23 protein-coding genes, 1 tRNA gene and 1 riboswitch are annotated in these 26,368 nt (G+C 63.0%); of the genes, 9 read left to right on the top strand and 15 right to left on the bottom strand.

Features of this window, described 5'->3' with window-relative positions; all coding sequences use genetic code 11:
* Positions 1–23: 23 nt before the first annotated feature.
* The 3 genes from GGR30_RS12260 to GGR30_RS12250 form a co-directional block, all read right to left on the bottom strand.
* A complete protein-coding gene (locus tag GGR30_RS12260; protein WP_183486640.1) occupies positions 24–935 on the bottom strand; it encodes a dihydrodipicolinate synthase family protein in 912 nt (303 codons plus the stop codon).
* Between the two features lie 83 nt (positions 936–1,018).
* Positions 1,019–2,269: an NAD(P)/FAD-dependent oxidoreductase gene (locus GGR30_RS12255; RefSeq protein ID WP_183486638.1), complete on the bottom strand. Its 1,251-nt coding sequence runs from the start codon at positions 2,267–2,269 to the stop codon at positions 1,019–1,021.
* Positions 2,266–2,691 (bottom strand): hypothetical protein, encoded by a 426-nt coding sequence (locus GGR30_RS12250; RefSeq protein ID WP_183486636.1) that lies wholly within the window; start codon positions 2,689–2,691, stop codon positions 2,266–2,268. Before GGR30_RS12250 ends, GGR30_RS12255 begins: the two co-directional genes overlap by 4 nt.
* A gap of 32 nt (positions 2,692–2,723) precedes the next feature.
* Here GGR30_RS12250 and GGR30_RS12245 point away from each other — a divergent pair, with 32 nt between their 5' ends.
* The gene (locus tag GGR30_RS12245) at positions 2,724–3,251 is read left to right on the top strand and encodes an RNHCP domain-containing protein (RefSeq protein WP_183486634.1); all 528 of its coding nucleotides are present in this window, start codon (positions 2,724–2,726) and stop codon (positions 3,249–3,251) included.
* A gap of 125 nt (positions 3,252–3,376) precedes the next feature.
* Here GGR30_RS12245 and GGR30_RS12240 read toward each other — a convergent pair.
* Positions 3,377–3,453 (bottom strand) — tRNA-Met (locus GGR30_RS12240).
* 341 nt (positions 3,454–3,794) lie between these two features.
* Between GGR30_RS12240 and GGR30_RS12235 the strand changes: the two genes are divergently transcribed.
* The gene (locus tag GGR30_RS12235; protein ID WP_183486632.1) at positions 3,795–4,235 is read left to right on the top strand and encodes a metallopeptidase family protein; all 441 of its coding nucleotides are present in this window, start codon (positions 3,795–3,797) and stop codon (positions 4,233–4,235) included.
* Positions 4,236–4,319: 84 nt separating this feature from the next.
* On the opposite strand, the gene GGR30_RS12230 is transcribed toward GGR30_RS12235, so the two are convergent.
* Both GGR30_RS12230 and pdxY read right to left on the bottom strand, forming a co-directional pair.
* Complete coding sequence (locus GGR30_RS12230) at positions 4,320–4,958, bottom strand: carbonic anhydrase (RefSeq protein WP_183486630.1); 639 nt, start codon at positions 4,956–4,958, stop codon at positions 4,320–4,322.
* Positions 4,959–4,995: 37 nt separating this feature from the next.
* Positions 4,996–5,871, bottom strand: coding sequence for a pyridoxal kinase PdxY (gene pdxY / locus GGR30_RS12225; RefSeq protein WP_183486628.1), 876 nt, complete (start codon positions 5,869–5,871; stop codon positions 4,996–4,998).
* A gap of 212 nt (positions 5,872–6,083) precedes the next feature.
* Between pdxY and GGR30_RS12220 the strand changes: the two genes are divergently transcribed.
* Together GGR30_RS12220 and GGR30_RS12215 are read left to right on the top strand one after the other, a co-directional pair.
* Positions 6,084–10,871, top strand: coding sequence for an NAD-glutamate dehydrogenase (locus GGR30_RS12220; protein ID WP_183486626.1), 4,788 nt, complete (start codon positions 6,084–6,086; stop codon positions 10,869–10,871).
* Positions 10,872–10,988: 117 nt separating this feature from the next.
* Positions 10,989–12,341, top strand: a complete 1,353-nt coding sequence (locus tag GGR30_RS12215; protein WP_183486706.1) for an MFS transporter — start codon at positions 10,989–10,991, stop codon at positions 12,339–12,341.
* 28 nt (positions 12,342–12,369) lie between these two features.
* On the opposite strand, the gene purH is transcribed toward GGR30_RS12215, so the two are convergent.
* From purH to htpX, 4 genes are all read right to left on the bottom strand, one after another.
* Complete coding sequence (purH, locus tag GGR30_RS12210; RefSeq protein ID WP_183486624.1) at positions 12,370–13,986, bottom strand: bifunctional phosphoribosylaminoimidazolecarboxamide formyltransferase/IMP cyclohydrolase; 1,617 nt, start codon at positions 13,984–13,986, stop codon at positions 12,370–12,372.
* 130 nt (positions 13,987–14,116) lie between these two features.
* Complete coding sequence (locus tag GGR30_RS12205; protein ID WP_183486621.1) at positions 14,117–15,808, bottom strand: heparinase II/III family protein; 1,692 nt, start codon at positions 15,806–15,808, stop codon at positions 14,117–14,119.
* Positions 15,809–15,976: 168 nt separating this feature from the next.
* Positions 15,977–17,353, bottom strand: coding sequence for an RsmB/NOP family class I SAM-dependent RNA methyltransferase (locus tag GGR30_RS12200; RefSeq protein ID WP_183486619.1), 1,377 nt, complete (start codon positions 17,351–17,353; stop codon positions 15,977–15,979).
* Positions 17,350–18,309: a zinc metalloprotease HtpX gene (gene htpX, locus GGR30_RS12195; protein WP_183486617.1), complete on the bottom strand. Its 960-nt coding sequence runs from the start codon at positions 18,307–18,309 to the stop codon at positions 17,350–17,352. The genes GGR30_RS12200 and htpX overlap by 4 nt, the downstream gene beginning before the upstream one ends.
* Positions 18,310–18,551: 242 nt before the next feature.
* Between htpX and GGR30_RS12190 the strand changes: the two genes are divergently transcribed.
* The 3 genes from GGR30_RS12190 (at position 18,552) to GGR30_RS12180 (ending at position 20,022) form a co-directional block, all read left to right on the top strand.
* Complete coding sequence (locus GGR30_RS12190) at positions 18,552–18,764, top strand: DUF1674 domain-containing protein (protein ID WP_246413812.1); 213 nt, start codon at positions 18,552–18,554, stop codon at positions 18,762–18,764.
* Positions 18,765–18,879: 115 nt separating this feature from the next.
* Positions 18,880–19,338, top strand: coding sequence for a thermonuclease family protein (locus tag GGR30_RS12185; protein WP_183486613.1), 459 nt, complete (start codon positions 18,880–18,882; stop codon positions 19,336–19,338).
* Positions 19,339–19,386: 48 nt separating this feature from the next.
* Entirely contained in the window at positions 19,387–20,022 is a 636-nt protein-coding gene (locus GGR30_RS12180) for a phosphoribosyltransferase family protein (protein ID WP_183486611.1), read from the top strand.
* Positions 20,023–20,083: 61 nt separating this feature from the next.
* Here GGR30_RS12180 and GGR30_RS12175 read toward each other — a convergent pair whose 3' ends face one another.
* The 4 genes from GGR30_RS12175 to GGR30_RS12160 form a co-directional block, all read right to left on the bottom strand.
* Entirely contained in the window at positions 20,084–21,367 is a 1,284-nt protein-coding gene (locus tag GGR30_RS12175) for a TRAP transporter large permease (protein ID WP_183486609.1), read from the bottom strand.
* A gap of 5 nt (positions 21,368–21,372) precedes the next feature.
* Complete coding sequence (locus tag GGR30_RS12170) at positions 21,373–21,900, bottom strand: TRAP transporter small permease (protein ID WP_183486607.1); 528 nt, start codon at positions 21,898–21,900, stop codon at positions 21,373–21,375.
* Between the two features lie 179 nt (positions 21,901–22,079).
* Complete coding sequence (locus GGR30_RS12165; protein ID WP_183486605.1) at positions 22,080–23,063, bottom strand: C4-dicarboxylate TRAP transporter substrate-binding protein; 984 nt, start codon at positions 23,061–23,063, stop codon at positions 22,080–22,082.
* Positions 23,064–23,098: 35 nt separating this feature from the next.
* Complete coding sequence (locus GGR30_RS12160; RefSeq protein WP_183486603.1) at positions 23,099–23,794, bottom strand: GntR family transcriptional regulator; 696 nt, start codon at positions 23,792–23,794, stop codon at positions 23,099–23,101.
* 144 nt (positions 23,795–23,938) lie between these two features.
* Here GGR30_RS12160 and uxuA point away from each other — a divergent pair, with 144 nt between their 5' ends.
* On the top strand, positions 23,939–25,135 hold the full coding sequence (gene uxuA, locus GGR30_RS12155) for a mannonate dehydratase (RefSeq protein WP_183486601.1): 1,197 nt from the start codon (positions 23,939–23,941) through the stop codon (positions 25,133–25,135).
* Here uxuA and GGR30_RS12150 read toward each other — a convergent pair.
* Positions 25,125–25,604 (bottom strand): MarR family winged helix-turn-helix transcriptional regulator, encoded by a 480-nt coding sequence (locus tag GGR30_RS12150; protein WP_210288022.1) that lies wholly within the window; start codon positions 25,602–25,604, stop codon positions 25,125–25,127. The genes uxuA and GGR30_RS12150 overlap by 11 nt on opposite strands.
* A gap of 64 nt (positions 25,605–25,668) precedes the next feature.
* Here GGR30_RS12150 and GGR30_RS12145 point away from each other — a divergent pair, with 64 nt between their 5' ends.
* Positions 25,669–26,043: a DUF1428 domain-containing protein gene (locus GGR30_RS12145; protein ID WP_183486597.1), complete on the top strand. Its 375-nt coding sequence runs from the start codon at positions 25,669–25,671 to the stop codon at positions 26,041–26,043.
* Positions 26,044–26,122: 79 nt separating this feature from the next.
* A riboswitch (FMN riboswitch) is annotated at positions 26,123–26,286 on the top strand.
* The last annotated feature ends 82 nt before the right edge of the window (positions 26,287–26,368 follow it).

Genomic DNA, 26,368 nt, shown 5'->3' with positions numbered 1-26,368 from the left:
TCCGGGCCCCAAGAAATACGAATTTAGGCGGCCTTTCGTTTGCCGCAGGGGCGCGTTGCGGCGGCCGTTTCGACCATGGCGATGATCTCCGCCCGGCGCTCCCCTTCAAGCGCCATGCGCGGCATGCGCACCCGCTCGCTGCCGCGCCCCATGATCTGTTCTGCGAGCTTGATCGTCTGCACAAGGTCGTGTTCGGCATCGAGATGCAGGAGCGGCATGAACCAGCGATAGATACGGCGCGCCTCTTCGAAATCGCCATTTTCGAAGGCTGCAACGAGCGCGATGGATTCTTCCGGAAAGGCGCTGGCAAGACCGGAGACCCAGCCCTTTGCGCCCATCATCAGCCCTTCGAGCGCCACATCGTCCAGTCCGGCGAAGAGTTCGAAACGAGCGCCGAAGGCGTTCAGCAGATCGGTGAAGCGGCGCGAATCCGGCGCGCTCTCCTTGACCGCCTTGATATTTTCGACGTCAGCCAAAGCCTCCAGCACGCCGATGTCGATGTTGACGCGGTAGGCGGGGGGATTGTTGTAGAGCATGATCGGCAGGTGCGTGGCGTCCGCGACGGTCCTGAAATGGGCGACGAGTTCGGCAGGTTTAGGGACATAGACCATGGCCGGCAGCACCATCAGCCCGTGGGCGCCGATTTCCTCCGCGTCCCTTGCATAGGTTGATGCCCGGCGGGTGTCGAATTCGGAAACGCCGGTGATGACCGGCACCCGGCCTTTTGCGACCTCGACTGCGCCGGCGAGCACCTTGCGCTTTTCGTCAGCGTCAAGGGAGTTGTTCTCCCCGCACGTGCCGAGCACGATCAGTCCGTTGACGCCATCATAGATCAGGGCGTTCTGGACGCGCTGCGTGGCGTCGTAGTCGATCGACAGATCATCCTTGAACTGGGTCGTGACGGCGGGAAAGACACCGTGCCATCCGGTGCTCATGATTTAAACTCCTTTGTCGCATGTGCGGCCAGTCTAGGCAGGCTGGTTGCGGCCCGCAAGCCGATGGGAAACCGGCCGGGCGCTCAGAACCGGTCGGCCCGCAGCGGCTGAAGGTCGATCGAAGGGGGCCTGTTTTCCGCAAGCTCGGCAACCAGGCGTCCCGTCGCCGCCGACTGGGTGAGGCCGAGATGGCCATGGCCGAAGGCATAGATCACGCCCGGCGCGGCATTCGAACGCGCAATTACGGGCAGGCAATCCGGCGTCGAGGGGCGAAAGCCCATCCATTGCGTGCCGCCTTCGGTTTCAAGCGCGGGCAGGAAGCCCTTGGCCCGGGTCAGCAGCGCGTCCGCGCGGCGATAGTCCGGCGGCAGGTTCAACCCGCCGAACTCGACCGCGCCGCCGACGCGGATGCCATCGGCAAGCGGCGTGACGACGAAGCCATGATCGTTGAAATAAAGCTGGCGCCTGAGCGGGAAGGCGGTTTTCGGCAATGTCGTGTTGTAGCCGCGCTCGGTGTCGAGCGGAATGGCCTCGCCGAGGCTTGCGGCAAGCCGCCTCGACCAGGCCCCGCAGGCGACCACCGCGTTCTGCGCCGCCAGGGTGCGCCCGCCGGAAAGCAGCAGGACGACGCCGTCATCTTTGGGCGCTAGGGCCAGGACCTCGGCTCTTTCCAAAACCGCGCCCTCGCCAAGCGCCGTTTCGGCAACCGCCCGGGTGAACCCGGCCGGATCGGCGATCTGCAGACCATCGTCGGAGAAGAACGCATGGGCGAATTGCGGCGCAAGGCCGGGCTGCAGTTCCTCGATCTCTGCCCGCCCGACGCGGCGGAAACGCGCTCCGGCCTCGGCCTTGTGTTCCCATTCGGGCATGGCCGCAGCAATGGTCGTCGCGCTGTCGTAAAGGTCAAGCGTGCCGGTTTTCACGATGAAGGAGGCAAGCGTTTCATCGTCGCGAAGCTTCTCATATTCGCAAGCCGTCAACCGCATCAGTGCGGTATGAACGCCGATGGCGTGGTGAAAATGGCGCTGGTTGCTGGCCTTGAGAAAACGCCAGAACCAGGGCGCCAGCCGTGCGGCATAGGCCGGGCGAATGGCGAGCGGGCCAAGCGGATCGAGAAGCCATCGCGGCGCTTTCCAGATCACGCCGGGGGCGGCGATGGGAATGATTTCGGGAAAGGCCAGGATGCCGGCATTGCCCGCGCTTGCGCCGGCCGCCACGTGATCGCGCTCGATGATGGTTATCCTGCGGCCTGCGGCCAGAAGATGGCGCGCGGCCATGGCGCCGATGATCCCGCCGCCGATGACGACTGCGTCCAGCCGCTTTTCGGATTTCATTGTCTGTTCCCGTTATTCCTGGTCATTCGCCCGCGCTTTTTTGATCGGTGCGGACTTACCTGTAGTGAGCCGCATTTTTCCGGCCTTGGCAATGGCTGTCGAGGCGCGAAACTGCAATCGCGAAGCATGGGCGGCGGCCATATCCTTCGTCGTTCGACGATGAGGAAACTTGCTTGCCTTTTACCCGCCATAGGCGTAGAAGACGCCCGTCGAAACACATATACAGGTTGTTTTTTGTCAAGCTGCCTAAGCATGGAGATTGTAGCCAGCGCCGCATCGGCCTTCCAGATGGAGCCCTTGCGGAACGGTCGTCCTGTGCGCTGAACAGCCGCTTTTGAAAAAAACGTGCCGCTGTCAGCACCGGCCGATCTTGCTGGCAGCGAAATCTCTTCAAGACCGAAACCGAGATTTTGTCCTGCCATGTCTTCTCCCGGAAGATCTACGGCAAGACCAAATGCGTTACGACGACGACTATGACGGGCGGAATTCCTTCCGCACCGGCCACAAACGCGACAAGCACAAGAACAATCGATGGCATGCGGCCGACAGCGCGTTCCGCTGTGCCCATTGCAGACAGATGGTGTTTCCGACGCCCGAAATGGGCACGGTTCACCGCAACCACTGTCCGCATTGCCTCCATTCGCTCCATGTCGACACGAAACCCGGCAACCGCGCCTCCGACTGCCATGCCCGCATGGCGCCGGTCGGCCTGACCTGGAAAAAGAACGGCTTCGACAAATATGGGAGGGAGCGCCTCGGCGATGTGATGCTGGTCCATACCTGCCTTGGGTGCGGTATGGTCAACATCAACCGCATCGCCGCCGATGATGACTGCGACGAGATCCTCGCGATCTTCGAACGGTCTCTGGCGATGGATGGGAAGCGCTGGAAGTGCATCGAGGCTACCGGCATCGACCTCTTGACGGCCGAAGATGCCGGCTTGTTACATCGCTCCCTGTTCGGAATGGAATTGTCCCGGTGACACATGAAAGCCCGGTGGACGAGAGTCTGCCGGGCCTTTCCGGGATGGCCGCCAACGCGGATCTAAACCAGGCAAAAGTCTTTTCTTTGATGGAAGGTCTATCAGGAACCTGATCAAGGAGGAGTTGGTAGCGGGAGAGGGACTTGAACCCCCGACACGCGGATTATGATTCCGCTGCTCTAACCACCTGAGCTACCCCGCCAACCCGGACCTTCATTTCAAGTCTGCCGCTTGCGGCAGAGTGAAGGACGCTGTTCCCGGGCGGTTGATCGCCGCGCGGGACGGGGCGTTCTTAGGGCCTTCGCCAATGTGTGTCAAGCAGGTTTGGCGCAATTTTGCAGCCGGGGCGAAAGGGCGGGCTGACCCCTGAAATCATGGCGGACCGGCCGCGTGATCGGCTCGAGGCGGGGCGGTGCGCCTGCTGCCGGCAGAGGCCTGCTGCGCCAGTGCCTCTTTCCCGGCACGGGCGGGCGGCGAGGCTTCGTATTCTTTTCTCGAAATGCGCGTCAAAAAGGCCTATATGGGCCGGACGAAGGAGCAGAAATGGCGCGTATGAACAAAAGCGAAGACTGGCAGGGGCGCCACGCCCCGAGCCTTGAGGCAATCGAATCCCTGGCAATCGAGGCCTACGCCAAATTGCCCGAGCCTTTTCGCGCGCTGACTGGTGATCTCGTCGTCGAAATCGCTGACTTCCCGAGCGATGATGTGTTCGAGGACATGGCGCTCGAAACGCCCTTCGACCTTCTCGGCCTGTTCGAGGGGCGCGGCATTTCCGAGCGCTTCACCATGGAAACCGGAGAAATGGTCAACCGCATCACGCTCTATCGCCGCCCGATCCTCGATTACTGGGCGGAGAACGAAGAGACGCTCGGCGATATCGTCACCCACGTCCTGATCCACGAGATCGGCCATCATTTCGGGCTCTCGGATGACGATATGGAACGGATCGAGGAGAGCGCTGACGAGGATGACGTCAGGCGCTGAGCCGGCCGCCCGGTATTCCGAAATTATCCGGTGGCGCGATCCCCGGCTCGGGGCCGGGGTTGAGGCAAGCGGGTTGTCCTGGCTTCAGTCTGGACGGGTGAAGTCGCCGGTTTTGTTGTCCATCACCCACAATTCCCCGGAGGAAATGTCGAACCAGGCGCCGCAGAGCTTCAGCTTGCCCTGTTTTTCCGCCGCCGCGATATTGGGGAAGGAGCGCAGATTGGCAAGCGAATTGCGGATCGAGATGCGTTCCAGCGCCGTCTGCCGTTCGCCGGCGGTCATGTTGGAATTGGAATTGATCTGCTCGGCGGCGGGCTTCAGCAGCGTCGTCCACTTGCCGATGAAGTCACCGGGTGAAAGAGGTTCGGCATCCGGAGAAAGTGCCGCGTGAATGCCGCCGCAGCGGCCATGGCCGAGCACCACGATATTCTTGACCTTCAGCCCTTCGACCGCGAATTCAAGCGCCGCCGATGTGCCGTGGTGCTGGCCATCCGGCTCATAGGGCGGCACCATGTTGGCGACGTTGCGCACCACGAAGAGCTCGCCCGGCCGGGCATTGAAGATCGTCTCGGGTGCCGCGCGGGAATCGCAGCAGGCAATCACGAGTGTCTGCGGTTTCTGCCCCTCTTCGGCAAGCGTCCTGTAGCGCGCGCGCTCTTCGACATAGCGCCCGGACATGAAATTCTTGTAGCCGTCGAGAAGGGATTTGGGGAACGCATCCATCTGTCTTCATCCTCATGCTTTCGCGCATCGCCGCGCATCATTTTCTTCTACGTCGCCGGGCCGGATGCATCAATTGACGGATGCCAACTTTTGCGAACGGGGCCGCGAAACTGGTCGTATTGCGTTCAAGCTGCAGCTCGTCGGCACCCTCCCGCACGGCGCGCGCCAGAACCTCGTAGACCGAAGCGGTCGCTTTCTCCAGTGCTTCGCTCGGAGGAAGCGCAGCAAGCCTTTGCGCAAGATAGAGCGCGGAGAACAGGTCGCCAAGTCCGTTGGGCGGGTTTTCAAGCCGTCCGTGCTCGGCTAGCACCGCCTGCCTTTCATCCACGTAAAGCGCTGCCACCCCGTCGCGGATCAGGGCCTGTGCGGAGGTGACCACCACCTCGCGGGGGCCGAGCGCAAGGGCGGCATCCACGGCCGCGCTGTTGTCGGAGATGGCGCGTCCGGTCAGCCAAGAGAGTTCGAACCGGTTCGGCGTGGCGATATCGGCGAGCGGCAGAAGTTGGTCGCGAATGGCGGCGGCGGTCTCCTCCGGCACGTAGAGCCCGTTCTCGTCGCCGCTCACCGGATCGCAGAGATAGGTGATCTCGGGATTGTCCGCCTTCAGGTTCCTGACCAGCGATGCGATGGTCTCTGCCTGTCGCGGGCCGGCGATATAGCCGCTGATGACGGCAGAAACCTCGCCGCGCCATCGGCTTGCGCTGAGCTGCCCGAGCGCGGAAGAGAAGCCGTCCTCATCAAAGCTCAGCCGGGTGGACACTCCATGGCCCGGATGATAGGGCAGGACGACGGTGGGGACCGACCAGCAGGCGCGCCCGAGCGTTTCAAGGGCGAAGACGATGGCGCGATTGCCCACGGCGCCGCGCATGACGTGGCTGGAGATGGCGATAACCGCGCCGGTTTGTGCTGTCATTTCAGGTCCTCGGTCGGGATGTGCAACCAATGCGATCAAAAAAGCGGAAATGTTTTGCCATTTGCCTCATTTACGCTCTAAATCGCCTATTGGAGGGCGCTGTCAAGCCAGTGTCATGACGGCGACGTTAAAGGTCGGAGCGTTCCGGGACAAGAAGGCGGCTGCGAATGCTGCCCCAGGTGCCTGACAAACAAGAACACGCTGGAGGAAACATGGAAAACAAAGCCGATCAGATGCGCAAGGGCCTGATGGCCGCCGCAGAAAAGGCCGCTCTTGCCGCCGACGAGCCTTTCATCAACCCCTTTTCCATGTTCGAACGGGCAAGTCCCGAGGACCTGGCGCGCTACGACGCGGCCATGCTGGCCGAGGCGGCGGTGCACGCCGCGCGCGAGGTCGGCGCGTTCGAGGGCGGCAGGGCGCGCGTCAGCGTCGGCCCGGTCTCCGGCATCGCACCGTCGGGCATCGCGACAGACGTGATCGCGGTGACCGACCGGAACATGCCGTTCATCTACGATTCCGTGATGGCCGAGATCGGCGAATTCACCAGCGATATTCTGCTTGCCGTGCATCCGATCCTGATCGCGTCCCCCGGCAGCACGGTTACGGCCTTTTCGCCCGAGATCGCGCATACGCCCGAAGACCGCATCAGCCATGTGCAGGTGCATGTGGCAGCGCTTTCGCCGGAGGCGCGCGCTCAACTGAAGGAGCGTCTCGATTATGTCATGGCCCATGTGCGGCTTGCGGTGAACGGCTGGCCGGCCATGCTCGAAAAGCTCGAAACGGCGATGAAAGAGATCGAGACGCGCGCGCCCGAAGGCATGAAGGCGTCCGGCGAAGAAACCAGGCACTTTCTGGAGTGGCTGCGCGACGGCAACTTCACCTTCCTCGGCATGCGAGAGCTGGTCTACACGGAAGAGGACGGCTCCGGCCGGGTCGAACATGTGGCGGGTTCGAGCATCGGCATTCTCTCCGATCCCGAAATGCGGGTCCTCCGGCGTGGCGCAAACCCGGTTGTCTCCACGCCGGAAATCCTCGCCTTCCTCGAAGGTCCGGAACTGCTTCTGGTCACCAAGGCCAATACCACCTCGATCGTCCACCGCCGCACCTATATGGATTACATCGGCGTCAAGCGCTTCGGCGAGGATGGCCGGGTCGTGGGCGAATTGCGCATCGTCGGCCTCTTCACCTTCACCGCCTACACCCAGTCGGCGGCGCGCATCCCGCTCTTGAGGGCAAAGCTTGCTGAGGTCTCGCGCCATTTCGGCTTCGAGCCGAAGAGCCATGCCGGGCGCATGCTGCAGAACATTCTTGAATCCTATCCGCGCGACGAGTTGTTCCAGGTGCCGGTCCCTCAGCTTACCGAGTTCGCCGAGCAGATCATGGATGTGGCCGAACGGCCGCGCATCCGGGTCTTGAGCCGGATTGACGGTTTCGACCGCTTCGTCTCCGTGCTCGTCTATATTCCGCGCAATCTTTATGATGCGCGCCTCAGGGAGAAGGTCGGCGAATATCTCGCCGAGGTCTATCAGGGCCATGTCTCGGCCTATTACCCCTCGTTTCCGGAAGGCCGCTCGGCCCGCGTCCAGTTCATCATCGGCCGCCACAGCGAGGAGAAGACGCCCGAGGTGCCGCAGGCCGACCTGGAAGCCGCCGTTCGCAAGCTCGCCGCCGACTGGTCGGAGCATTTCCGCTCGCTCGCCGGTCCCGGAGCGCCGGCTTTCGACGCCAACGAAGCCTATCACGAGGCCTTTTCCCCGGAGGCGGCCGTTGCCGACCTGCCGCTGATTTCATCGGCAGCGGAAAGCGGCATTCGCATCGCCTTCTATCGGCCCGTCAATGATGACGGCGAGGAGGAGCTGCGGCTGAAGATCTTTCATGCCGGCGGTCATCTCGCCCTGTCACGGCGCGTGCCGCTTCTGGAAAATCTCGGCTTTACCGTGATCTCCGAACGCACCTTCGATCTGGCGCTCAGACAGGGCGATGACGAACCCGTCGAGGTGATCCTTCATGACATGGAACTTCTGGTCGACGGTTCGGTCGTCTTTGACCTGGAGGCTGACAGCACGCGCCTGGAGGAAGCCTTTGCCGCCGCCTTTACCGGCAGCGTCGACAATGACAGTTTCAACCGGCTGGTCCTGCTGGCGGGTCTCGACGTTCGCCAGGTCAACGTGCTGCGCGCCTATGCACATTATCTGCGCCAGGCCGGCGTCAATTTCACGGCTGACTATGTTGCGCAGTCGCTTTGCCTTTATCCGGTGATCGCGCGCGCGCTGTTCCTGATGTTCCGTACCGCCTTCGAGCCCGCACTTTCCGACAGGGAACGCGCCGTGGGGCTGGAAAGCGCGCGCGGCACCATCAGCGAAGGACTTCAGGGCGTGCCGAACCTTGACGACGACAGAATCCTCAGGCTGTTCGTCAAGCTCGTTGACGCGACCCTGCGCACCAATTATTTCCAGACTGACGAGAATGGCGGGCCCCGTCCTAATCTCGCCTTCAAGTTCGCTTCGCGCGCGCTCGCGATCCTGCCAGAGCCGCGTCCGTTCCGCGAGATATTCCTTTACGGCCCCGAGGTCGAGGGTGTCCACCTGCGCTTCGGCAAGGTGGCTCGCGGCGGGTTGCGCTGGTCGGATCGCGGACAGGACTACCGCACGGAAGTGCTTGGCCTGGTCAAGGCCCAGCAGGTCAAGAATGCGGTGATCGTGCCCGTCGGCGCGAAGGGCGGCTTCTACCCGAAGAGACTGCCGGCCGGCGGCAGCCGCGAGGACGTCTTCAACGCGGGGCGCGAGGCCTACAAGAGCTATATCCGCACCCTGCTTTCGATTACCGACAATATCGAGGATGGCGTCGTCATTCCGCCCGCGGATACGGTGCGCTGCGACGATGACGATCCCTATTTCGTAGTTGCCGCCGACAAGGGAACCGCGACCTTCTCCGATACCGCCAACGCGCTCGCCCAGGAAGCCGATTTCTGGCTGGACGACGCCTTTGCCTCGGGCGGATCGGCGGGCTATGACCATAAGAAGATGGGCATCACGGCGCGCGGTGCCTGGGAGGCAGTGAAGCGGCATTTCCGCGAGATGAACATCGATATCCAGAAGACGCCGTTTACCGTCGTCGGCGTTGGCGACATGTCAGGCGACGTCTTCGGCAACGGCATGCTTCTGTCGGAGCAGATCCGGCTTGTGGGAGCCTTCGACCACCGCGATATCTTTATCGATCCCGACCCCGATCCGGCCAGGAGCTTTGCCGAACGCAAGCGGCTTTTCGATTTGCCGCGCTCAAGCTGGCAGGACTATGACCGGAGCCTCATGTCCGAAGGCGGCATGATCATCTCACGACGCGAAAAGGCGGTGAAGCTGACGCCGCAGGCAGCTTCGGCGATCGGTCTTGCGGAAGGGGAGTATCCCCCCTTCGACATCATCTCCGCGATCCTGAAGGCCAAGGCCGACCTGCTCTGGTTCGGCGGCATCGGCACCTATGTCAAGGCGCGCGGCGAGGCCAATGCCGAGGTCGGCGACCGCGGCAATGACCCGATCCGCATCAATGCCGAGGACCTTCGTGTACAGGTGATCGGCGAGGGCGCCAATCTTGGCGTCACCCAGAAGGGACGCATCGCCTTCGGCCTGAAGGGCGGACGCTGCAATTCCGACGCAATCGACAATTCCGCCGGCGTCAATTGCTCGGACGTCGAGGTCAACATCAAGATCGCTCTCGCTTCCGCCATGCGAGCGGGCCGGCTTTCGCGCGAGGATCGCGATGTTCTGCTTGCCGAAATGACCGAGGCCGTGGCTGGCATCGTCCTGGAGAACAACTATCTGCAGACGTTGGCGATCTCGCTCAGCAATGAGGCGGGGCTCACGAGCATGCTGTCGCTGTCGCGGATGATGGAGGTCCTGGAAAAGGATGGTCATCTCGACCGTACCGTCGAGACCCTGCCCGATGACGAGGCATTGCGCGCCCGCCGCCAGTCCGACAGGGGGCTTACCCGCGCGGAAATCGGCGTGCTGCTCTCCTATGGCAAGATCGTTCTGTTCGACCAGTTGCTCGAGAGCGATCTGCCCGACGACCCCTATATGGAACCGATGCTCTACGGCTATTTCCCCGCGCGCATGCGCGAGACCTATGCCGAGGATATCGGCGCGCATCGGCTGAGGCGAGAGATCATCGCGACGCGGCTTGCCAATGACGTGATCAATCGCGGCGGGCCGGAATTCGTCATCAACGCCTGTGACATGACGGCGGCGACGCCTGCCGAAGTGGTCAAGGCCGCGATCATCGCCCGCGACGGTTTCGGCATGGACAGTCTCTGGGAATCCGTCCACGCGCTGGATGGCAGGATCGACGGGCGGACGCAGAATGCGATCTATACGCAGCTCGGCTATCTGTTCAGCATCCTGACCCATCTTCTGATCAGAAACGGCCTTGCCGAGGGTGACATCGCCGATGCCGTCGAGCGGCTCCAGGGCGCATTCGGCACTTTCGAGGCCGGCATTGCCGATCTCTTGCCGGATGCCAGGGCCGAGTGGCTCGCCGATCAGGAGGAAGGCTGGCGCAAGGCCGGCGTGCCGGACGAACTTGCCGCAAGCCTCGCCCGCCATCTGGCCATGATGTTCGTGCCCGAGGCGCTGCAGATCGCAAGCCGTAGCGGCAGGAGCCTGGAGCGGGCGGCGGACGCCTATTTCAGCGTTACCAAACTCTTCCATGTGTCGCCGCTCTTAAGCGTCGCTGCGCGCATGAAGCCGAGCGACTTCTACGATTCGCTCGCGCTTGCGCGCTCCATGGACCAGATATCGGCAAGCCGGCGCGATCTGGCCGCCAACGCCCTGATCGGCCACGGCGAGGCCGAGAACGCGGTCGTGGCCTGGCGCGAGGCGCATGCCGCGCGCGTCCAGCAGGTTGCCGAGCAACTGGAACGTCTTGCCCGCTCGGGTGAGCCCTCGATCGCCAAGACCACGGTGGCTGCCGGGCTGCTGAATGATCTTGCGCGCGATCTGAGCTGACGGACCGCGAAGGTTTGACAAACGCGAAAGAAGCGGCAATCTCGATCCGTTCACCGAGGATGGATCAGATTGACGCTTCTTGACGAGAATGCTGCGGGCTGCACGCCCCCCGCCGGGATGGCGCCGCGCTCCGGCGTGATGGGCTGGATGCTGTTCGACTGGGCGGCACAGCCCTTCTTCACCGTCATCGTTACCTTCATCTTCGGCCCCTATTTCGTCTCGGAACTGGGAAACAATCCCGTCGCCGGGCAGACGGCGTGGGCCCATGCGGCAACGATCGCGGGGATTATTGTCGCAGTCAGCGCGCCCTTTGCCGGCGGGCTGTCGGATTCGGCCGGGCGCAACAAGCGTTTCATCGGGGCGATGGCCGTCGTTCAGGCGGCAAGCCTCGCCCTCCTGTGGTTCGCAGCTCCCGGGACCGGTTACTTCTGGCCGGCCGCGATGATCATCGCGGCGACGGCGATGGCCGAACTCTCGGTTGTCTTCAACGACGCCATGCTGCCGCATCTGGTCCGGCCCGAGCGCATGAATCGCGTTTCCAACGATGCCTGGGGGCTTGGCTATCTCGGCGGCATGATCTTCCTGATTGCCGTTGTCCTCTTTCTCTCCGCAGATCCCGATACGGGACTGACGATCCTTGGCCAGGCGCCGCTCTTCGGGCTTGATCCTGCAACGGGAGAAGCGGCGCGGCTGACCGGTCCGCTTGCTGCCTGCTGGTATCTCTTCTTCCTCATGCCTTTCTTTCTCTTCACGCCCGACCGTCCGCCGCTGAGACCGGCAGGCAGGGCAATCGCCGCCGGCCTTTCGGATCTGAAGGCGACCCTTGCGGCGCTTTCGGCGCGCCCGGTTCTGATCCGGTTTCTCGTTGCCCGCATGCTCTACATGGATGGCGTCAACGGCATTCTCATTCTCGGCGGGGCCTTTGCCGCGGGCATGTTCGGCTGGTCGACCATGGAGATCGGCATTTTCGGCATCATCCTGAATGTCGCCGCGATCTTCGGCTGTTTTCTGGCTTCACGGTTCGGCCGCTGCGCCAACGCGGGAACGGTGGTCCTGATCGCTCTGGTGATTCTGGTCGCCGCCACGCTCGGCATCGTTTCGACCACGAAGGAGGCGACGCTCTTCGGTCTTGCATCCTTTGGCGCGGTTTCCGGGAACGGGCTTTTCGCGGCAGGCGCGGAAAAGGCGTTTCTGGCCTATGGCGTGTTGATCGGCCTTGCCTTCGGGCCTGTTCAGGCGGGTTCTCGCGCCTTTCTGGCAACGCGCATTTCGCCGGCGGAGGCGGGGCGTTTCTTCGGCCTGTTTTCGCTTACCGGCCGGATGACCAGTTTTCTGGCAACAGGCGCCTTCGCGGTTCTGACGGGCTGGACCGGCTCGCCAAATCTCGGGATGGCAAGCCTGCTTGTCTTTCTCGTCGCGGGCCTCGTCCTGTTCGTACCCGCGATGGGAAGCGGTAAGCGGCGGCATTGATTGCCGCCGCTTACGAGGCCAGGAAAGCCTAGTGGCGGAAAGTGCGGGTGCCGGTAAACACCATGGCGACGCCATTGGCATTGGCCGCGTCGATGACTTCCTGGTCGCGGATCGAGCCGCCGGGCTGGATCACGGCGGTGGCCCCTGCGGCAACGGCGGACAGAAGGCCATCAGCGAAGGGGAAGAAGGCTTCGGAGGCGACCGCCGAACCGCGCGTCATCGGTTCCGGCCAGCCGGCAGCCTTCGCCGCGTCCTCGGCCTTCAGTGCTGCGATGCGGGCACTGTCGATGCGGCTCATCTGGCCGGCGCCGATGCCGGCCGTCTGGCCGTCCTTGACGTAGACGATCGCGTTCGACTTTACATGCTTGGCAATGGCGAAGGCCATCTTCAGGTCTTCCAGTTCCCGATCGCTCGGAGCGCGCTCGGTGACGACCTTGAGTTCGATCTCGTCGATCATCGCGGTGTCGCGGCCCTGCACCAGGAAGCCGCCGGCAACGGTCTTGAAGTTCAGGCCCTTTGCGCGCGGATCGGGCAGTCCGCCGGTGGTGAGCAGGCGCAGGTTCTTCTTGGCGGCGATGATCGCCTTGGCCTCATCATCGGCGTCGGGCGCGATGATGACTTCGGTGAAGAGCTTGACGATTTCGCTCGCCGTCTGGCTGTCGAGGGGCTGGTTCAGCGCGACGATGCCGCCGAAGGCCGACTGGTTGTCACAGGCAAGCGCGCGGCGATAGGCTTCGAGCAGCGTTTCCGCGCGGGCAACGCCGCAGGGATTGGCATGCTTGATGATGGCGCAGGCCGGGGAAATGGCCGGTGAGAATTCCGCGACCAGCTCGAAGGCGGCATCCGTATCGTTGATGTTGTTGTAGGAAAGCTGCTTGCCCTGGTGCTGGACCGCATTGGCAACGCCCGGCCGCTTGTCGCCGGTCACGTAGAAGGCGGCGGACTGATGCGGGTTCTCACCATAGCGCATTTCCTGGCGCAGCGTGCCGCCGAGCGTCAGGTGACGCGGATTTTCGATGGCAAGCGCCTCAGCGAACCAGCCAGAGATCGCCGCGTCATAGGCGGCCGTGCGGGCATAGGCGCGGGCGGCAAGCTGCTGGCGCAGCGCATAGGGCAGGGTGCCGTTGCCGGTCTCCAGCGCCTCGGTGATCGCGCCGTAATCTTCCGGGTCGGTGGCGACGGCGACATAGGCATGGTTCTTGGCCGCTGCGCGGATCATCGCCGGGCCGCCGATATCGATGTTCTCGACCGTGGTCGGATAATCGCCGCCGGCCGCGCGGACTTCCTCGAAGGGGTAGAGGTTGATGACGGCAAGGTCGATGCCGTCAATGCCGTGCTCGCGCATGGCCGCCTGATGGTCCTCATCGTCGCGAATGGCCAGAAGCCCGCCGTGAACCTTCGGATGAAGCGTCTTTACCCGTCCGTCCATGATCTCCGGAAAGCCGGTAACGGCCGAGACATCGGTGACCTGAAGTCCGGCCTCGGCCAGCGCCTTGTGGGTGCCGCCGGTCGAAAGCAGGCGCACGCCGCGCGCGGCAAGGGCGCCGGCGAATTCGACAATGCCGCTCTTGTCGGAGACGGAAAGCAGCGCGGTTCTGATTTCGACGAGATCGGGAGCGGGAATTTTCTTCGAGGCGACGGCCATGGCAAGGTCCTTCAGGCAAACGCGTTTTCAGCCGGCAAGAAGCCGCGGCTGCAAGCGCAAGGCAACAACTCATCTGCAAGGTTGGTTGCGGATGGCCCGCTCTAGCACGCCTTCGGAAAATGTGAAACCGTCAGCTGAGCCGGTTGAGCCGCCATCGGATATCGGGCCGATCGCCGATGGTCCAGGCAATCACGATCTGTCGGGACGCGGTCTTTCCAGCACTTGCCGCGAAGAATACGCCGTCCTCCAGAACCGGCGCGCAGCCGGGTGCCGAAAACAGCCAGCTCTCATTGTCCGGCGCGGTCATGAAGATCGTGTCGTCGTCTTCCTGCATCGTCCAGATAGCAGGGTGAAGATGGAAGCGGGCGATGGCGACGGTCTTGTCGCCCTCCGCCGGCATTGCGCCGTTCTTGCCGCGAAAGCCGTCGATCCCGGTGATTTCGGTGCCATCCGGCGAAAGCGCCAGCCTGCGCTCCAGCATGAGGCCATAGCGTGCCAGATAGCCGTCATGGCGCATGGTCAGGCGGTCATGGCCGTTCTCGTCCGTATCGCGCTCATGCGTCACGCGCCTGATGCCGCCAAAGGCGACTGGTCCGAGAAAGTCCGAGCGGGAAAAGCGCATGGCGGAATGGTCGTCGACAGACACGGCGGAATGGGCGGCGGTTATGCGCGCCATGCGGATCGTTCTCTCGTCGGCCGCAAGCGGCACGCCGGCATTGACGATAAACCGGTTCTGCCCGGCCGACATCTCGAAGGCGAGCGCGCCTGCATGGGCAGTCTTTGACAGATGCACCGAAAGCGGCCTGCCGGTATCGGCGATCAGCGTCGTCCGACCCGCCTGGAGCCGGTCGAAGCCTGAATGGGGCAATGCCCTGAATACCGCGCCGCCGGTCTCGTCATAGCGCAGCAGCGCCGAAAGCGCGGTGCCCGGCACCAGGCCGGTACCGTTGAAAAGGGCAAGATCGCCGTCGCGGTGCCGGAAGAAATTAAGTGCGGCATAGGCGCGGTCAATGCTGGCCACCAGCCGCTTCGGCAAGGTCTGGTCGAGATTGATATAGGTCTGGCGCAAAGGCAGGAGGCGCAGAAGCAGGATCACCAGGGCATCGGGACTGCGGGAGATATGACCGCCATCGGGCAGGATCTGTTTCTCCAGCTCGTCATCGAGCCTGCGCGCCGCCTCACGTTTCCGGTGGTCCGAAAGGTCAAGGCTGATGGCCGTCATCGCAAGAGCGATCGCGGCCTGGAGACGCACCGCGTCGCGTGGCAGACCTGCATAGCGCCGTCTGAGGATGCGCTCGTGGCGTGCGATCTGGTCGATGAAACGCCGGTAGAAAGCCGCATCGGCGCCTTTGAGGATGACGGTTGAATGACAAAGCCAGGCATTGAGCCGCCGCACAGCGATCTCAGTCTGCCAACTCGGTCCTCTTGCAGTCCGGTGACGGCGCATGTAACTCAGGACGGCCGCGCGGGCGAAGATATTGGCGTCCTCGCCGCGGCGCGTGCGCAGGTGCCTGAGCCAGGAAAAACCCGCCAGCTCCTGCTCGAAGGCAAGGCTTGGCATGTCAAACGAGAAGGGCGGACGGCCACCGGTCTCAAGAACATCGCCGGCGAGCGTGAAACGTCCCTCCAGCAGGTCCTCGCCTTCCAGAGGGTCGGCGATCCTGAGATCGGTCGGGGCGACGAGCAGCCGGGTAGCGCGCCGGCCCGACAGGAGGCGCGGCAGCGGCGGCCGCGCCGTGCGCAGCAGGCCAACGGCGCGTACAGTCGCTTCCCGACAGAATAGGAACGCGTAGCGCCAGATTTCCGGAACCGGAAGGCTCAAAGGTGCACCCTGCCCGTTGTTTCGTTGCGCGTCGATGCATTTCCAGCCAAAATACCGGTCTAGCCGGATAGGTTGAATGCTTTGTTAACGCGTGAAGACATTGTTTTTCTTACGAGTCGGAATGCACGATTTTGGCGTCTAGTTCAAGAACTTGGCACGAAATTGGTGTCAGCGTCTCGTCAGCGCCGCAGCATAGAACCCGTCGAGGCCCGTGGCGCCGTCAAGCCTGTCGGCCGGCGTGGTGCGGATGGCGCCTTTGTCGTCGAGGAGGTGGGCAAGCGGGCCGATGGCTTCCGGCGGAAAGGCCGTCCGCTTCACATCCTGCCTCTCGGCGAGCAGCCGGGCGACATTCGCCTCGCCTTCGAGCGGATCGAGAGAGCAGTTGGAGAAGATCACGACGCCGCCCGGGCGCACCATGGAAAGGGTGCGCACCAGCATCGCATATTGCACCTCCGCCAGCTTCTCGATGTCGGTGAAATCCTTGGTCCACAACACGTCCGGGTGTCGCCGCACCGTGCCGGTTGAAGAACAGGGCGCATCGAGAAGGGCCGCGTCGAACAGGCCCTCGGGTTCGTATTCCATCATGTCGGCGCAGATGGTCTCGGCCGAAAGCTTCAGCCGCGCAAGGTTCTGCTCGAGCCGTTTCAGCCGGCTTTTCGAGCGTTCCAGCGCCGTCACCTCGGCGCCCTGGCAGATGAGTTGCGCCGTCTTGCCGCCGGGCGCGGCGCAAAGGTCGATCACGCGCTTTCCCGAAAGATTGCCGAAGAGGCGTGCCGGAATGGCGGCGGCGGCATCCTGCACCCACCATTCGCCGTCATCGAAGCCATCCATCGCCGTCACCGCGCCGGAAGGCTTGTCGAGGCGGATCGTCCCGGTTGACAGCACCGTGCCGCCAAGCTTCTCGGCCCAGCCCTTCGGGTCCGACTTCACCGAGATGTCGATGCTCGGCGGCGAAAGCTGCGCGCGTCCGATGGCGAATGCCTTCTCCGCGCCATAGATATCGACCAGGCGCTCGCGGAACCAGTCGGGGATCGGCGAGACGGTTTCCAGTTCGCCGAGCGTCTTGTCCTTGCGCCGCGAAAGCCGTCTGAGCACTGCGTTGACAAGGCCGGCGAAGCGCTTGTTGCGAGGATCGGCATTGGCCTGTTCGACGGCGATGTCGACGGCGGAATGGTCGGGAATGTCGAGATAGAGGATCTGGGCCGCGGCGATCGTCAGGACATGGGCGAGCGCGCGGGCGCCCGACGGCAGGGGCCGCTCCAGAAGGCGCGTGATCGCGGCATCGAGCATGGGCTTGTGGCGCAGCGACGTCAGCACCAGTGCGCGGCAGAGCGACTGGTCGGCGGATGAAAGGCTGCGGTAGGCGCCATTGCCGTGCTCATTGTCGAGCATGCCATCCAGCGGCGTCTTGCGGTCGACAACGGCGGCGAGGATTTTCGAGGCTGCGGCGCGCGGCGCGTAGCCCTGCTTCTTTTCCGGCGCGGGGGAGGCGACGTCTTTCGGTCGGGCCTTGTTCCGGCCCGGCCGTTTCACTTCATCATTCAATTCCAGGGACCTTTTTGGGGCGGCTCGCCGCCATTGCTGCGGCCGGTTTCGGGCACCGAGCGCGATCTGCGGGTCGCCTTAGCAGGCTCAGGCGCTGCCGTCGAGGTCCGGCCCATGCGGGCGGCCTGTTCGCGAAGGGCGGCGATGCGGTTTTCCGTGTTCGGGTGGGTGGAGAACAGGTTGTCCATGTTCTGGCCCGAGAGCGGATTGATGATGAACATATGCGCGGTTGCCGGATTGCGCTCGGCCCGTTCATTGTGGATCACCGCGTTGCCGTGGGCGATCTTCTTCAGCGCCGAGGCGAGCCAGAGCGGATTGCCGCAGACCTCGCCGCCGCGCTTGTCGGCGGAATATTCCCGCGTGCGGCTGACAGCCATCTGCACGAGCGCTGCTGCCATCGGCGCGACGATCATGGCAACGAGCACGCCGACAAAACCAAACGGGTTATTGTTGTCGCGGGAGCCGCCGAAGAAGAAGGCGAAATTGCCGAGCATGGAGATCGCGCCGGCGAGCGTCGCCGTAATCGTCATGGTCAGCGTATCGCGGTGCTGCACATGGGCGAGCTCATGGGCCATGACGCCGGCCAGTTCCTCGCGCGAGAGCATCTTGAGGATGCCGGTCGAGGCGGCGACGGCGGCGTTTTGCGGGTTGCGGCCGGTGGCGAAGGCATTGGGCTGCGGATTGTCGTAGAGATAGACCTTGGGCATGGGCAGGCCGGCGCGCTCGGAGAGTTCGCGCACCAGACTGTAGTATTCCGGCGCGGTCGAAGCGTCGACTTCCCGCGCCCCATACATGCGCAGCACCATCTTGTCTGAATTCCAGTAGGAAAACATGTTCATGCCGGCGGCGATCATCAGCGCGATCATCATGCCGCCGCGGCCGCCGATCATGAAGCCGATCGCCATGAACAGCGCCGTCATGAAGGCAATCAGCATGGCAGTGCGAATGAGGTTCATTTCTCTGTCTCCGGGAGCGAAGGGACCTTAAACTTTCCGCAAAGTCCGCTTATATGCAGGACTTGGAACCGGTCTATAATTGGGGCGCAACCGCCCCCATATCAATATTGCGACGGTCGCGTTCCAAGGCATGGCAGAAAGTTTTTGAAATGACAAATGACAACGAGAAACATCGGGCGCCCGAAAACGCACCGCCGGAAGGCCGGACGGATGGCCTGCCATCGGCTGAAGAACTCGCGGCGCTGACTGCGGGTTCGCAACTTCCGGCGGGTGATCCGGAGGAGGAGCGGCGCGCCAATCTGCCTGAGGCAGCCAGGCGCGCTCTCGCCGAAGCGGAGGCGCGGCGCAAGGCCGCCGCCGCCGAACGTCCCGCAAAGGAACTCGGCGGACGCGGCGGTCTCGACCCGGCCCGCTATGGTGACTGGGAAATCAAGGGCCGTGCGATCGACTTCTGAGCGTCCGTTAGGCCGCACGCCTGGTCCTGCGCCTCCGACTGTTCTATTGCCCGTTAAATTTCCTAGGCGATAATTCCTATTGTTTTTCGCAGAAGTGAGGAATAAATTCCTCTTCATGAATCAGTCTGTCTTCACATCGCTGGCGGTGGCCCTTTCCATCGGCATGGTCTCGCTGACCGTTGCCCGCGCCGAGGATATCTATGCCGGCCCGGTACGCGCCGAGATCGTGCGCATCATCGATGGGGACACGATCGTGGTCGAGGCGCGGCCGTGGCCGGGGCAGATCGTGGAAACCTCGGTCAGGATCCGCGGCGTGGACACGCCGGAGCTCAGGTCGTCCTGCGAGGCGGAGCGGCAGGCGGCCTCGATTGCCAAGGATTATGTCGTATCGTTATTGCGCGAGGGGGAAACGGTTCAGTTAAGGCAGATTGCCGGCGACAAGTATTTCGGTCGCGTCGTCGCCGATGTAGGCCTGCCGGATGACCGTGACCTCAGCAGCCTGCTCCTTGAGGGCGGCTTTGCCGTTTCCTATGACGGCGGCCGCAAACAGGCTTTCGTCTGCCCCTCGTCTTGAGGACGATGCTGTCGTAAGACGGAGTTCTCAAACGTCTCCGGAGTTTTCATGACCCAATCCTTTGCCCCTGTCGTCACCGAGCAGACCCACGCCGTTTCTGTGGCGGGCTTCCCTGTCGAGTTGCCGCTCGTCGCGATCAAGCCGGATCTCGCCATCTCGCTGATGATGGTGATCGATCTGGGTGTCCGCTTCGGCGAACATTGCGGCAAGGCCCTCGCGGACCAGCTGTCGCCGATGGAGCCCGAGATCGTCGTGGGCGCGGCTACGCTCGGCATCCCTGTCGCCATCGAGGCAAGCCGGGCGCTTGGCCTGGACCGCTATGTTATCCTGCAAAAATCACCAAAGGTGCATCTGGGCTCCGCGCTTGAACAGAAGATTACCTCGATCACCTCCAAGGGCGAGCAGCGCCTGCTTCTCGATGACCGGGCCGTGCCGTTGCTCAAGGGCAAGCGAGTCGTCGTCGTCGATGATGTCGTGGCCTCAGGTTCCAGCCTGAAAGGCTCGATCGACTTGGTGCGCAAGGCCGGGGGCAACGTCGTCGGGCTCGGCGTGATCCTGACGGAGGCGCGGGAATGGGAAAGTGTGCTGGGACCCGATGCGGCTCTGGTTCAAGGCCTTGCACACATTCCGCAGTTCAGACCGGGCGAAAACGGCCGCTGGGTCGCACGGCCGGAGACCCTTTAGGCCAAAAAAAGGCCGCGCCGTTTCCGGCGCGGCCAGCGGTCTTCCTCAAGGGCGGATGATGCTATCCGCCATACATGAGGTTCGGGAGGAACAGGACGATCCCCGGTACAAACAGCAGCAGGCAGATCAGCGCGAAGACGGCGGCGATGAAGGGCAGCGATTCCTTCACATATTCCTCCACCTTGGTGTCGAGCAGGCTGCACACGGTGAACATCGCCACGCCGACCGGTGGCGTCATCGAACCGAAGGTGACGATGGTCATCATCAGGATGCCGAAATGGACCGGATCGACGCCTGCCTTGACGACGACCGGAACAAGGATCGGCGTAAGCAGCAGCACCAGGATCGTGCTTTCGAAGAACAGCCCGGCAATGAACAGGCCGATGAGGATGACGGCGACGATCAGCACCGGATTGGCGAGGCTCTCCAGCATGAAGCCGGCAACCGACTGTGGCACCTGCAGGAAGATGATGGCAAAGCCGACCATGCCCGACATCAGGATGATCAGCATGATCAGGCCGATATCAGAGATGGCGTGACCGAAAGCGCGCTTGATCGCCTCGAAACTCATGACACGGTGGGCGAAGACGCCGATCAGGATGGCGTAAACCACGGCAAAGGCGCCGACTTCCGACGGGGTGAACAGCCCGCCGCGGATCGAGCCGATCAGGAGCACGGGAAAGAGCAGCGCCCATTTGGCGCCCCAGGCGGCCGAGCCGAGTTCGCGCGCTGTCGGCTTCCTCATGTCCTTCATCACATAGTTGCGCCTGCGGGCAACCAGCCATGCGGCAACCATCAGGAAGGTCATCATCAGGATGCCGGGGATGATGCCGGCCATGAACAGGCGGCCGATCGAGACCTGGCCGACATAGCCGTAGAGAATGAGACCGATCGATGGCGGAATGGTCGAGGTGATCAGCGAGGAGATCGCGATGACGGCGGAGGAATAGCCCTTGGAATAGCCGTTCGAGATCATCTGCGGGCCGAGAACGCGGGCCTCCATCGCCGCATCAGCAACGGCCGAGCCGGACACGCCGCCCATCAGGGTGGAGAGAATGATCGAGACCTGGGCAAGTCCGCCCGCCATCCAACCGACGGCGACCTTGGAGAAGGTGAACAAGCGGTCGGTGATGCCGCTCTCGTTCATCAGGTGTCCGGCCAGCACGAAGAAGGGCACGGCCAGAAGCGGGAAGCTCTGCGAGACCGTGGCGATCTTCTGTACGCCGATCGAGACCGGCATGATGTCGGAGGTCAGAAAGAAGGTGAAGCCGGAGATGCCGATGGCAAAGGCAATGGGCGCGCCGAGCAGCATCAGCGCAAAGAAGACAATACCGATAAGGGCCATGTTGGTTACTCCACCGCGCCGGTTTCAATGGCCGCTTCTTCCTCGGCGGCGGTCCGGGTGAAGACGAGCATTCGGTCGCCCTTTGCGCTCCGCCATGCCTGGACCAGATTGCCGAGGATCGAGATCGTGAGCATGACGCAGCCGGCGGGAACGGCAATCGTGACCCAGGCATAGGAAAGACCTGAATCGCCGAACTGGCGTTCCTTGTTGAGCATGGTCAGATCATAGCCCTCGACCGCCAGAAGCAGCAGAAAGGCGATGAAGAGGGCGGAAAGCGTGGTCTCAAGCGCGAGGCGGTAGCGATAGGGGAAGGGACGGACGAGATAGTCCACGCCGAGATGGCCGCGCTCGCGCATGGCGCGGGTGGCGCCGATGAAGCAAAGCCAGATGAACAGAAGCTGCGCCAGGTCGACCGACCAGATCAGCGGATGGCCGAAGAACCGCATGGTCGCGGCGATGAACACCAGAAATGTGATCACGGCCAGCAGGATCGCGCCGGCGACGAATTCGATTTTTGCGAGGAAACCGGGCATGGTGGCCCCTCCAGTCAGGGTTGGGAGCATTGAGGCCTTGATCCGCCCTGAAATGCTCGCGCGCGGTTGTTTTGCTTGTTTTGCGAGCGCTGCCGTCTTTGCGGCGCGCGCTGGCTTTTTTTGGGTGGACGGACCGCGGCATTCCACGGTCCGTCTTTGTGAAAAAGCTTCGAGGCCTTTTACTGTGCCGCGATCGCCTGAAGCTGGTCGCGCAGGTCGCCATAGCCGAGGTCGTCATAGACGACGGCGGTCGCTTCCTTGAACGGGGTGATGTCGATTTCCTCGACATCGACGCCATTGTCGATCAGCTGCTGCTGCAGGCTCGCCAGCGCGTCCTGCGTGCCGTAGGAGGCGATGTCGCCGGCCTTCAGCGCTTCCTCATGCAGGACCGTCTGCAGGTTCTCCGGCAGCGAATCCACCCAGGCGGCGGACGTGATCAGGCCAGTGATCAGGTTGATGTGGCCGGTGAGCGTGATGTTGGTGATCACCTCGTCCAGCTTGGCGCCGACAACGGCGGGAAGCTGGGCTTCTGCGCCATCAATGACGTTGGAGGAGATCGCCGAATAGACTTCGCCCCAGGGCATCGGCGTCGGGGTTGCGCCCATGGCCTCGATCGTGCCGGTCCAGACCGGCGCGCCGGGGGTGCGCATGCGCACGCCGGAGAGGTCATCCGGTCCGCCGATCGGCTTCTTGGTCAGAAGGTGACGTTCGCCCTGCCACCAGTTGAAGCTCAGGACATCGAGGCCGGCATCATCGTGCAGCTTCTGGGCCCATTCATCGAAGAGGTCCGAGGTGACGACCTTGCGGATGCCGTCATAGCCGTTTGCCAGATAAGGCGCGCCGAGGACGCCGAATTCGTTGACGAAGACGGCGAGGCGGCCGCCATCGACGACGACGGCGACGGGAGCACCGGCGCGGGCCTGTTCGAGCACGTCCTCATCGGGACCAAGCTGCGAGTTCGGGAACAGGCGGACTTCCAGCGCCCCGTCGGAGGCTTCGGCGACATTGTCGCGGAAGGCTTCAAGGCCCTTGTAGAGCGGGTCATTGGTGGCCAGCGCGGTGTTGACGTTCAGCGTGTAATCGGCGGCCAGTGCGGAGCCGGCGAGAAGGCTGGCGGCAAGACCCGCAAGCGCGATGCTGCCAAGTTTGGAAAAATGCGTCATGTCGTCCTCCCAATCAGACGTTCAGGGTTTGGGGCCTAGCGCCCCGATTGTTCGAAAAACTCGGGTTTTTCTGCGAAAATTGCGGGAAGATCGCTCAGGATCTCCCGCAGATGGCCGCGAACGGCAAGTTCGGCGGCTTCCAGATCGCCGGCGCCGATGGCGTCGACAATGGCGGTGTGCTGGGCTGTCAGCTTAACCATGGGAAAGCGCAGAAGGCTCAGATAGCGAACCCTGTCCATCTGCACCTTAAGCCCCTCGATCAAGGCCCAGGCCCTGGCCTTGCCGGCGGCATCGGCGAGGGTCTTGTGAAACAGCTCGTCCAGTTCGATGAACCGGTCGGCGTCGGTGGTCGCCGCCTCGCGCTGCTCGCGTAGCTGCAATCTCAGTTCCTCGATCAGTCCGGAATCGGGCCGGGCCGCGAGAAGCTTGACGATGTCCGCCTCGATCGCCTCGCGGACGAAGCGGGCATCCATGACGGCCGCCTGCGAGATACGGCGCACGAATGTGCCGCGCTGCGGGCGAACCTCGAGCAGGCCTTCTTCCGAGAGTTTGATGAAGGCCTCGCGCACGGGCTGGCGGCTGACGGCGAAGCGGGCGGCCAGTTCCGATTCGGAAAGGCGCGAGCCCGGCGGCAGCTCATTGTGGATGATCAGCTCACGCAGGATGCCGTGCAGTTGCGATCCGACCGGCGCGCCTGGCGCGATGGCGGTGGCGATTGTTTCTGGCAGCATGGCTTTGCCCTCCCGATGTTTTTATCGTGCACCATACTTCCATACTAGTCAACACCCCACTTTGGTGCTAGTGATTTCCCTTGGGTTGGTGAGCCTTTTCACTTAGGTTCGCCCGGAATAACGAATTCGCTCAGGGAGAGAACAATGAGGCAGACTTGGCGCTGGTTCGGGCCTTTGGACCGCGTGTCGATCGACGACATGCTGCAGGCGGGCGTTGAAGGGGTCGTGACCGCGCTTCACCACGTCCCTACAGGGGCGGTCTGGACGCCCGAAGAGATTGCCGGACGTCAGCAGGAATTGTCAGTGATGACCGACGGAAGCGCCTCTGGCCTCAAGTGGGAAGTGGTCGAAAGCCTGCCCGTTTCGGAAGATATCAAGAAGCAGAAGGGTGACTGGCGCTTTCATATCGAAAACTATAAGGTCAGCCTCCAGAACCTTGCTGCTGCCGGAATCGAGACGATCTGCTACAATTTCATGCCGGTGCTCGACTGGACGCGCACCGATCTTTCCTATCGTCTGCCGACGGGCGCGACCTGCATGCGTTTCGACTATGCCGATTTCGCCGCCTTCGACATTCATGTCCTCAAGCGCGATGGCGCGGCGGAGGACTTTCCCGAGGCTGTCCGCGAGGAGGCTGGCCGCCGCTTCGCCGAAATGGATGATGAGCGCCAGCAGGCGCTTGCGAAGAACATCGTCTTCGGCCTGCCGGGCGCTGCCGAGAGCTTTACCCTTGAGGACGTGCGCCATCATCTCAGCGAATATGCCGCGATCTCGCCCGACGGCCTGCGCGGAAATTTCATTGCTTTCCTTGGGGAGGTCGCGCCCGTTGCCGAGAAGCTCGGCCTCAGGCTTTGCTGCCATCCGGACGACCCGCCCTTTGGTCTTCTGGGCCTGCCGCGCGTGATGTCGACGGAAGCCGATTACAAGGCGATGATGGATGCGGTCGACCTGTCGGCAAACGGCATCACGCTCTGTTCCGGTTCGCTCGGCGCGCGGCCCGACAATGACCTGCCGGGCATGATGGAGCGGCTCGGCGACCGGGTGCATTTCCTGCATCTGCGCAATGTTCACCGCGAGACCGGCGACATCAAGGGATCGTTCTACGAATCGGAACATCTCGGCGGCGATACCGATATGGTGGCGCTCGTGGCAGCTGCGCTCTCGGAAGAGAAACGCCGGCGCGATGCCGGCCGGGCCGACTGGAACATTCCCTTCCGCCCCGATCACGGGCTGGACATTCTCGACGATCAGAACCGGAAGGCTCAGCCGGGCTATCCGGCGATCGGCCGCCTGAAGGGGCTCGCTGAACTGCGCGGCATCGTCGCGGCCCTCAGCCGCTGATCTCTTCCTCATCCTCCGGCAATGCGAAGGCAAGCGCCAGCAGGTTTTCGCGCAGCCGGGGCAGGTCGTCGGCGACAACGCCGTCAAGCCGGTCATGGGTCTTGCGCCAGACCGGCACGGCGCGCTCCAGCAGGTCAAGTCCTTCTTCCGTAAGCTTCAGACGACGCACGCGCTTGTCCTCGGGGTCCTGAAAGCTTGTCAGCAGGCCGCGTCGTTCGAGCGGCTTGATGCTGGCCGTCAGCGTGGTGCGATCCATGGCGAGCACCATGGCCACTTCCGCGATCTTCGGCGGCTCCGGCCTGTTCAGGGACATCAGCAGCGAGTATTGTCCGTTCGTCAGTCCGAGCGGACGCAAAACCTCGTCAAAATAACGCCCGACCGCCCGGGCCGCCCGCTGCAGATAGAGACAGAGACAGCGGTCGCGTACCTCCAGGGTGACGGACAGGGGTAGACTCTCGCGCATGTTCATGCCTTTATGTTGATATCAACGTAAAATCCGCATGCATCAAAGTCAAGACACGGGAGAGAAGCGCATGACCTATGTGGACGGATTCCTGGCCCCGGTGCCGGTCGAGAACAGGGAGGCCTATTACGCCTTGTGCCAGAAGGCGGCGGCGAAATTCAAGGCGCATGGCGCGCTTTCCTATGTCGAGTGCTGGGAGGAGGATGTGCCGGATGGCAAGGTTACCTCGTTCAACATGGCACTAAAGAAGAAGGGGGGCGAAGCCGTTGTTTTCAGTTGGGTGGTCTGGCCTTCGAAGGATGCCCGCAACGCTGCCTGGGGCGCGCTGATGAACGACCCGGAGATGAACGAAATGCCGTTCGACGGCGCGCGCATGGTCTATGGCGGGTTTGACCTTCTGTTCGCTGAAAACGGACCGGTCGCCGCAACCGCCGGAAGCGCTTGACAGACCGTCGTCGAAATTGGCGCTTGTCATTTTCAGATCGCTTGCCTAAATTCATGGCGTCGGCCGGAGGTCCGGTTGGCGACGTTCTCAGGGCGGGGTGAAACTCCCCACCGGCGGTAATTGCTCTATGAGCATCAGCCCGCGAGCGCCTCGATCGAAGGGCAGGTCCCGGATGATCGAGGGTCAGCAGATCCGGTGTGATTCCGGAGCCGACGGTTATAGTCCGGATGGAAGAGAACAGCGCGTGGCGACGTGTGATCTGTATCCCGCATTGCGGGCGCAGTCCGCGTTTCGTTTCCCGCTTTTTGCCCTGCATGGCGTCTTG

The organism is Martelella radicis (assembly GCF_014196625.1).
Classification (GTDB): domain Bacteria; phylum Pseudomonadota; class Alphaproteobacteria; order Rhizobiales; family Rhizobiaceae; genus Martelella; species Martelella radicis.
The sequence above is the reverse complement of the archived record's forward strand: the minus strand, read 5'-3'. Positions and strand labels throughout refer to the sequence as shown.

Bases quoted from the DNA above. Each gene is read 5' to 3' on its own strand.
- GGR30_RS12260 (WP_183486640.1), bottom strand. From the start codon at position 935: ATGAGCACCGGATGGCACGGTGTCTTTCCCGCCGTCACGACCCAGTTC.
- GGR30_RS12255 (WP_183486638.1), bottom strand. From the start codon at position 2,269: ATGAAATCCGAAAAGCGGCTGGACGCAGTCGTCATCGGCGGCGGGATC.
- GGR30_RS12250 (WP_183486636.1), bottom strand. From the start codon at position 2,691: ATGGCAGGACAAAATCTCGGTTTCGGTCTTGAAGAGATTTCGCTGCCA.
- GGR30_RS12245 (WP_183486634.1), top strand. From the start codon at position 2,724: ATGCGTTACGACGACGACTATGACGGGCGGAATTCCTTCCGCACCGGC.
- GGR30_RS12235 (WP_183486632.1), top strand. From the start codon at position 3,795: ATGGCGCGTATGAACAAAAGCGAAGACTGGCAGGGGCGCCACGCCCCG.
- GGR30_RS12230 (WP_183486630.1), bottom strand. From the start codon at position 4,958: ATGGATGCGTTCCCCAAATCCCTTCTCGACGGCTACAAGAATTTCATG.
- pdxY (WP_183486628.1), bottom strand. From the start codon at position 5,871: ATGACAGCACAAACCGGCGCGGTTATCGCCATCTCCAGCCACGTCATG.
- GGR30_RS12220 (WP_183486626.1), top strand. From the start codon at position 6,084: ATGGAAAACAAAGCCGATCAGATGCGCAAGGGCCTGATGGCCGCCGCA.
- GGR30_RS12215 (WP_183486706.1), top strand. From the start codon at position 10,989: ATGGCGCCGCGCTCCGGCGTGATGGGCTGGATGCTGTTCGACTGGGCG.
- purH (WP_183486624.1), bottom strand. From the start codon at position 13,986: ATGGCCGTCGCCTCGAAGAAAATTCCCGCTCCCGATCTCGTCGAAATC.
- htpX (WP_183486617.1), bottom strand. From the start codon at position 18,309: ATGAACCTCATTCGCACTGCCATGCTGATTGCCTTCATGACGGCGCTG.
- GGR30_RS12185 (WP_183486613.1), top strand. From the start codon at position 18,880: ATGAATCAGTCTGTCTTCACATCGCTGGCGGTGGCCCTTTCCATCGGC.
- GGR30_RS12180 (WP_183486611.1), top strand. From the start codon at position 19,387: ATGACCCAATCCTTTGCCCCTGTCGTCACCGAGCAGACCCACGCCGTT.
- GGR30_RS12175 (WP_183486609.1), bottom strand. From the start codon at position 21,367: ATGGCCCTTATCGGTATTGTCTTCTTTGCGCTGATGCTGCTCGGCGCG.
- GGR30_RS12170 (WP_183486607.1), bottom strand. From the start codon at position 21,900: ATGCCCGGTTTCCTCGCAAAAATCGAATTCGTCGCCGGCGCGATCCTG.
- GGR30_RS12165 (WP_183486605.1), bottom strand. From the start codon at position 23,063: ATGACGCATTTTTCCAAACTTGGCAGCATCGCGCTTGCGGGTCTTGCC.
- GGR30_RS12160 (WP_183486603.1), bottom strand. From the start codon at position 23,794: ATGCTGCCAGAAACAATCGCCACCGCCATCGCGCCAGGCGCGCCGGTC.
- uxuA (WP_183486601.1), top strand. From the start codon at position 23,939: ATGAGGCAGACTTGGCGCTGGTTCGGGCCTTTGGACCGCGTGTCGATC.
- GGR30_RS12150 (WP_210288022.1), bottom strand. From the start codon at position 25,604: ATGAACATGCGCGAGAGTCTACCCCTGTCCGTCACCCTGGAGGTACGC.
- GGR30_RS12145 (WP_183486597.1), top strand. From the start codon at position 25,669: ATGACCTATGTGGACGGATTCCTGGCCCCGGTGCCGGTCGAGAACAGG.